The following is a 3,876-nucleotide window of genomic DNA, read 5'->3' on the forward strand; positions in this document are numbered from 1 at the left end:
GCAGGAGATGAGTGGCAAAACTATGGCGGAAGGTGTGGCAAGTAAACTACCCGACTCCGTACCGCTTTAGCGATACAGAGTAGGCTTTTAGTAGCCCTGGGCCTGCTCTGCTCTACCAGAGAACAAAACAGGCCCGAACCTCTAGGCTGGTTTACAGCAGCCCCAATCGACCGTTACCAGTGCCTTAAATAACCGTTTCTGGTGCCCGCAATGTTATTATAGCACAAGGCAAGTGAAGTCGCACATTCCTCCCGACACTGACTTTATGAGTACAGTGCGAGGCTCCTGCGATTTCTAGCTGACTTGCTCCAGGAGCTTTCTGGGTCTAGGTATAGGTGTGTTAATGCTCATTCAGCCAGATAAAAACCCTTTGGAGGTAATTATCGCTCAAAATGTTGACTATACAGACAAATTAGGGCAGCATTACACTAGGCGATGGAAAAGTCTGCTTCTTAGGTGATTATCAGTCATCTAGCTGCAGAAACACATGTTAGGCGACAGGGAGCTTTTAATGACGACCGAGTTGCTCTGTCACCAACCAGTGGCACTGATCGCCATCGCGCTGCTTGCATGCACGGTGATCGCTGCGGGCTCGGGGTACAAACTCGGTCGCAGAGGACGCCAAGCACAAAACGAGCTGACGCGAATTCAGATCGGGAGCATTCAAGCGGCAACCCTGGGACTGCTTGCCCTTCTTCTTGGATTCACCTTCGCCATGGCGCCGTCCCGATTCGAGTACCGGAAGCTAGTTCGCAAAACGGCGGCGTTGTTTGCCGAGACGTTATGTGAAAGTGCGGCTCTGCATTCTACAAGTCAACAATTAATAATGTAATAATCTGAAAGGAAATCGCAATGCCATATCAAGCCGAAATTAGTCGAGCCAATCCGAGTTGTTTCTTGTTCCTCATTGACCAGTCGGGATCGATGTCAGACCCGTTCGGTGGTAGTGGGCCAAACAAAAGAAAAGCGGATGGTGTCTCCGATGCAATCAACAAGCTGCTTCAAAACTTAGTCATCAAGTGTGCCAAGAGCGATGGAGTTCGAGACTATTACTATGTTGGCGTAATTGGTTATGGTGCTTCAGTCGGTTCAGCCTTTATGGGCTCTCTCGCTGGCAAGGATTTATCACCCATTAGCCAAATCGCAAATTCACCGGCTCGAATCGAGGAGCGTAGCAAGAAAGTGGATGATGGAGCCGGCGGGCTCGTGGAACAGACTATCAAGTTCCCAATTTGGTTTGATCCCGTCGCTAACGGAGGAACTCCAATGTGCCAAGCATTAACGCAGGCCAAGACGATCGTTCAAGACTGGATTGCCCAGCACCCTTCCTGCTTTCCTCCCATTGTGATAAACATAACAGACGGTGAGGCGACAGATGGAAACCCTTCTGATGCTGCAAACGAAATCAAATCATTAGCGAGCTCTGATGGTAACGTTTTGCTATTCAATGTTCACTTGTCTTCTCAGAAGGCTAATCCTATTGAATTTCCAGACTCCGATAGCGGACTGCCCGATGAGTTTGCCCGCTTACTCTTCAGTATGTCGAGCATACTGCCAACACACATCCAGAATGCAGCAAAACAGGAAGGATATCATATCTCGGAGGCAAGCCGTGGGTTTGTTTTCAACGCTGATATCGTTTCGGTAATTCGTTTCTTGGATATTGGAACGCGTCCAAGCAATCTGCGCTAGTTTTGGAACCTATGAGACTCTCACTACACCATTTCTGGCTGCAAAAGCTTGGCAATGAAGAAGCCGATTACGAGGACGCTTTCGCCCCCAAAATAGATGGCATAATCGATCAGGAGACTTTTGCAATAGCTATTGCCGACGGTGCAACTGAGAGTTCTTTTGCATCCGATTGGGCTAAGATGCTCACTCGTGCTTTTGTCAAAGAACGCTTCACGAACATCCAGGCTCTGCAGGCCCGCACGGAAATATTATCGAAGCGATGGCACACTTTTGTAAACCGTAGACCATTGCCTTGGTTTGCAGAAGAAAAGGTTCGCCTTGGAGCCTTCGCAACGCTGCTCGGCGTCGAACTCACCTCAAACTCAAACGATTCAAACGAATCGGGATCTTGGTCAGCAATAGCAGTCGGTGACAGTTGTCTCTTTCAAGTCCGCAATGATGATCTTGTCCTCTCTTTTCCCATTTCCAGCGCAAGCGAATTTGGAAGTTCTCCGACTTTGCTTTCCACCAATTTGGCCCGCAATTCGCAACTCTGGGAGAAAGTCAAGCGCCAAACTGCAGAATGGCAATCAGGCGATCTCTTGCTACTTGCCACAGATGCCCTCGCGTGTTGGTTCCTCACCGAGCATGAGAACAATGAAAAGCCCTGGAACATTCTCTACGGTTTTACCGAGAATTCGTCGCCTCAGGAATCATTCAAAGCGTGGGCGAATGATGCGCGTCGTTCTACCCGCCTGAAAAATGATGACATCACCTTACTCTTAGTGAGGCTCTGAATTTGTTATGCGATTACCAAGAGGCGATGAATACTTAGCTGCAGTTCAAAACCCCAGCACAGCTTTCAGCGATCCGGAATTAAAGGTTTCCATCCCAGAACCTGATCAGTTCGGAATTCCTAAGCCTTACTCCGGAGGGTTCACAACCACATTTCATCTCCAAAATCATTCGCAACATTGGGCAGTCCGCTGTTTCACCAGAGCCATTCCAGATTTGCAGAGACGCTATGAAGCTATTGGACGGTTCCTGCAATCCTGTGCAGACGGTTTTTTTGTAAAGGCCATTTGTCTTAATCAAGGAATTAGAGTTGGCAGCCAGTGGCATCCCATCATAAAGATGCAGTGGCTCGATGGCGAAACTCTGAACACCTTCATCGACCGCAATATCTCTAAGCCTGGAGAGATTTCTAAGCTCATTCCAGAGTTTGTCGCTTTGGTGGAACGTCTCGAAAGCCTCAAAGTAGCTCACGGGGATCTCCAGCACGGTAATATTCTCGTCAAGCAAGGGAAGCTCTACCTTATTGATTATGATGGATTCTACCTCCCCGAACTCTCCAGCCTTAGGACAAATGAGATCGGACATCTTAACTATCAGCATCCTTCAAGAACCGCTGCTCATTACAATTCAACGATTGACCGGTTTTCGGCCATCGTGATATATCTCGGTCTTTCAGCGGTCGCCGCTTCGCCCCCTCTCTGGCACAAGTACAACAACAGCGAGAATATCCTATTTTGCTCAAATGACTTTGCAGATGTCGAGTCATCTCCACTTCTCATTGACATTTCTAGAATCTCCCAACTTGCCCCTCTTGTGGAGAGATTCAGGGGTGTTTGCAGGCTCGAATTCGATAAAGTTCCGTCTCTTGATCAGTTCATTTCTGGCAACTTCACCTTTCCAAAGATCACAGTCCGCCCTCCCGCTCCAGCCGTTACTGTTCCCCAAAGGCGCAGCCAGTATCCAGTCATTGACGCTTCTCTTTCTGGCTCACTCTCAGAACATATCGGCGACCGGGTGGAAGTAATCGGACTGATTACCGATTACCATTCTGCACAAACTAAGCACGGACAACCTTACATATTCCTCAACTTCGGTTCTTACCCACACCAAACCTTTACACTTGTTTTGTGGTCGACTTCCCTGGCTGAGTTCCGCCGTGATAAAGTTGATCCTCTTTCTCTCGTTCACAAGTGGGTCAAAGTTACTGGCGTAATTGGTAGGTATCGGGACAGACCACAGATGACAATCGAACTTCCGTCTCAAGTTCAAATATTGTCAGGCGAGGAAGAAGCTCGCCAATGGCTTGGAGTCAAGCCGTCTGTATCGCCATCTCCACAGATTCGACGCCCAATTTCACAACCTGACGAATCAGTTTTTAATACTATCTATTCGGGCAGACGTGCTACTCCT

Annotated in this window: 4 protein-coding genes; all 4 read left to right on the top strand. The window is 48.4% G+C overall.

Features of this window, described 5'->3' with window-relative positions; genetic code table 11:
* Window positions 1-511: 511 nt before the first annotated feature.
* On the top strand, window positions 512-832 hold the full coding sequence (locus NW820_RS10925) for a hypothetical protein (protein ID WP_414373199.1): 321 nt from the start codon (window positions 512-514) through the stop codon (window positions 830-832).
* 92 nt (window positions 833-924) lie between these two features.
* Window positions 925-1,692, top strand: a complete 768-nt coding sequence (locus tag NW820_RS10930) for a hypothetical protein (protein ID WP_414373201.1) — start codon at window positions 925-927, stop codon at window positions 1,690-1,692.
* An 11-nt stretch (window positions 1,693-1,703) separates the two neighbouring features.
* A complete protein-coding gene (locus NW820_RS10935) occupies window positions 1,704-2,468 on the top strand; it encodes a protein phosphatase 2C domain-containing protein (RefSeq protein ID WP_414388693.1) in 765 nt (254 codons plus the stop codon).
* A 7-nt stretch (window positions 2,469-2,475) separates the two neighbouring features.
* A partial coding sequence (locus tag NW820_RS10940; RefSeq protein ID WP_414407502.1) for a hypothetical protein occupies window positions 2,476-3,876 on the top strand: 1,401 nt, incomplete at its 3' end.

Origin of the sequence: Synechococcus sp. R55.7, from assembly GCF_047461955.1 — a bacterium.
In the GTDB taxonomy this organism is placed as follows: Bacteria; Cyanobacteriota; Cyanobacteriia; order Thermostichales; family Thermostichaceae; genus Thermostichus.